Raw genomic sequence first — 3179 nt, 5'->3', positions numbered from 1 at the left:
CTGCGCGGCGGCGAAGTCGCGCAGGCCGGCCAGGCCCGCGGCCGCGGTCACCACGACGAGGCCGCCCTTCGCGTCGTGCTCGATCGACGGGAACCGGGGGCCGAGCTCGTCCGCCAGCTCGCCGGCGAGCTCGGCCCACCGGCGCAGCGACTCCTGGGCGAGCACGAGCTCAGGCCCCGGACCCTTGTCCGAGACCAGCAGGTTTCCCTCGCCGTGGGCACTGGTGCCGGCGGCCGCGGCCCCGCGGTCGAGCACCACCACCGAGGCACCCGCGAGCGCCAGGGAGCGCGCGCACGCGGCGCCCACGATCCCGGCGCCGACGATGACGACGTCCGCAGCCACTTCCACCCCCTCCATCGCTCCGCTTGTCTTTGTCTGTCCCCCGAAGCGCGCGGACCGCGCCCCGGGCGTACCGCTCAGTCCTCGGGCTTGCCCGCCCACGTGCCCAGCGAGTGCCCGATGTGCCGCTCCATGAGCGCCTTGGCGCCGGGTCCGTCGCCGGCCGCGAGCAGGTCGAGCAGCTCGTGGTGCTCCTGGGCCGAGCTGGCCAGGGTGCCGCCCGCGACCATCGTGGACAGGCCGAGCAGCCGTGCGCGGTCGCGCAGGTCGGCCACGATCTCACCGGCCACCGGGTTGCCCAGCAGGCCCATCAGCCGCAGGTGGAACGCCTGGTCCGCCTGCAGGTAGGCGATGAGGTCACCGGTGCGCGCGCCCTCGACGATCTCGTCGGCGAGCGCCCGGAACTCCCCGAGCTGCGCCACGGGGAACGACTTGGCGAGCCGTTCCATCCACACGGGCTCGATGACCATGCGGACGGCGGCGACGTGCCGCAGCGTCTGGTCGCTCACGCGGGTGACGCGGAACCCCTTGTTGCGTACCGCCTCCAGGAACCCGCGCCGCTCCAGGTCCAGCACGGCCTCGCGCACGGGGGTCGCGGACACGTCGAAGCGCGCGGCCAGCGTCGGCACCGAGACCAGCTCACCGGGTTCCAGCTCGCCGGCGACGATCGCGGCCACGAGGGCGCGGTGAACCTGCTCGCGCAGGCTCGCGACCGGCGCCAGGCGACGGACCGACGGGGTCGATGATGCTGAGCTCATGGTGCTCTCCAGTGGGGTCAGGCTCTGACAGTAGAATATTACACACGACAGGAAACCCGTCGTCAATGCCGCCAGAGGGTACCTGAGCGTGGCCTGGTTCGCCGGACTTTGGACCGCCAGAACTGGCTTCTTCCCGCCGAAACGCGACGTTTACATTCATCCCATCGACACTGCGGTACCGTCTCAGTAACATATCACGCATCACATATCGAAGGCGGGCCGCGTCGACGACGACCACGGCCGCGCCGGGGCCCTACCCGTACGACCAAAGACGCAAGTCACCGACCGAGAGGCCACACCGTGAAGCACCACCGGATAACGACGGCAGTCATCGCCGTCGCCACCACTTTCGCGCTCGCCGCGTGCGGCGGCGGCGGCCAGAACCCCTCCACCTCCTCGGGGGCCGGCGGGTTCGACGCAGAGCCCGCCGAGGGCGGCACCGTCCACGTGCTGCAGAACGCCGACTTCTCCTACCTCGACCCGGCCCGCGGCTGGGACGGCGGGGTGAACAACTTCTACCGGCTCGTCTACCGCCAGCTCACGACGTCCGCGCCGGGCTCGGCGGACGACCCGACCGCGATCGTGCCGGACCTGGCCGAGTCCCTCGGTGAGGTGTCCGACGACGGTCTGACCTGGACCTACACGCTCAAGGACGGGCTCAAGTTCGAGAACGGCGACCCGATCACCTCCGCCGAGGTCAAGTTCGGCGTCTCGCGGGCCTGGGACCCGGAGATCGGCATCGGCTCCCCGTACCTCAAGCAGGTGATCGACGCCCCCGAGGACTACGAGGGTCCCTACAAGACCGGTGACCTGCCGACCATCGAGACCCCGGACGAGCAGACGATCGTCTTCCACCTGAAGAAGCCGTTCCCCGAGTTCGACGCCGTGGTCTCCCAGGTCAACGCGACCCCGTTCCCCGAGGGCAGCGGCGCCGGCGACGAGTTCATCCACGAGATCGTCGCCTCCGGGCCGTACAAGCTGGCCGAGTACGTGCCGGGCAGCACCATCAAGCTGACGCGCAACGAGAGCTGGGACGCCGCGACCGACGACGTGCGGGCCGCCAAGCCGGACGGGTGGGAGTTCACCATCGGCCTCGACCCCGCCACCATCGACGAGCGCCTCATCGCCGGGCAGGGCACGGACGTCAACGCGATCGCCGGCATCATCCAGCCCGCCACGCTGCCCCGCCTGCAGACCCCGCAGCTGCAGGCGCGGGTGCTGCAGTTCGACGGCATCTGCACGACCTACATGGGCCTGAACACCACCAAGGCGCCGCTCGACGACGTCCGGGTGCGCCAGGCGATCAGCTACGCCGTCGACCGCAACGCCATCGTCAACGCGAGCGGCGGCACGCAGCTCGGCGCCCCGTCGACGACGATCATCCCGCCGGCGGTCGCCGGTCACAAGGACTTCGACCTGTACCCGTCGGCCGACGGCACGGGCGACGTCGAGGCCGCGAAGAAGCTGCTCGACGAGGCCGGGCTGTCCGACGGGTTCACCCTGACCCTCGACATCCGCTCGCAGGAGTCGATGCAGGCCCAGGCCGAGTCGATCCAGCAGTCGCTCGAGCGCATCGGCATCACCGTCGAGCTCAACCTGATCGACACGTCCACCTACTACGAGACCATCGGCACCCCGTCGCAGCAGCACGACGCCGCCATCACCGGCTGGTGCCCGGACTGGGCCTCGTCGGCGGCGACGTTCATCCCGCCGCTGTTCGACGGCCGCAACATCTACGAGAAGGGCAACAACAACCTCGCCCAGCTCGACGACGAGGACGTCAACGCCCGGATCGACGAGATCGGCGCCATGACCGACATCGCCGCGGCGAACGAGCAGTGGGGCGACCTCGACGAGCAGATCCTCGAGCTGGCGCCGATCGTCCCGCTGATGGTCGCCAAGACGGTGCTGCTGCCGGGTGAGAACGTCACCGGGCTGCACTCCTCGGCGAACGCCGCGAGCGGCGGCATCGACTTCGTCGGTGTCGGCCTCAAGGACCCCGAGAAGGGCTGATCCATGACGTCCACCCCGACTGACCTCACGGCCGCCCAGGCCGTGGCAGCCGGGTCCGGCGACACCCCC

Annotated in this window: 3 protein-coding genes; 1 reads left to right on the top strand and 2 read right to left on the bottom strand. The window is 70.5% G+C overall.

Annotated features, from left to right (window positions below; all coding sequences use genetic code 11):
* Together PROKR_RS35385 and PROKR_RS18435 are read right to left on the bottom strand one after the other, a co-directional pair.
* A partial coding sequence (locus PROKR_RS35385) for an NAD(P)/FAD-dependent oxidoreductase (protein WP_169736471.1) occupies positions 1 to 342 on the bottom strand: 342 nt, incomplete at its 3' end.
* A 74-nt stretch (positions 343 to 416) separates the two neighbouring features.
* Entirely contained in the window at positions 417 to 1097 is a 681-nt protein-coding gene (locus tag PROKR_RS18435; RefSeq protein WP_036965527.1) for a GntR family transcriptional regulator, read from the bottom strand.
* A 300-nt stretch (positions 1098 to 1397) separates the two neighbouring features.
* Between PROKR_RS18435 and PROKR_RS18430 the strand changes: the two genes are divergently transcribed.
* Entirely contained in the window at positions 1398 to 3110 is a 1713-nt protein-coding gene (locus tag PROKR_RS18430) for an ABC transporter substrate-binding protein (RefSeq protein ID WP_036965526.1), read from the top strand.
* The last annotated feature ends 69 nt before the right edge of the window (positions 3111 to 3179 follow it).

Source organism: Promicromonospora kroppenstedtii DSM 19349 (assembly GCF_000515355.1).
In the GTDB taxonomy this organism is placed as follows: Bacteria; Actinomycetota; Actinomycetes; order Actinomycetales; family Cellulomonadaceae; genus Promicromonospora; species Promicromonospora kroppenstedtii.
This window is presented reverse-complemented; position numbering and strand designations above follow the sequence as displayed.

Bases quoted from the DNA above. Each gene is read 5' to 3' on its own strand.
- PROKR_RS18435 (WP_036965527.1), bottom strand. From the start codon at position 1,097: ATGAGCTCAGCATCATCGACCCCGTCGGTCCGTCGCCTGGCGCCGGTC.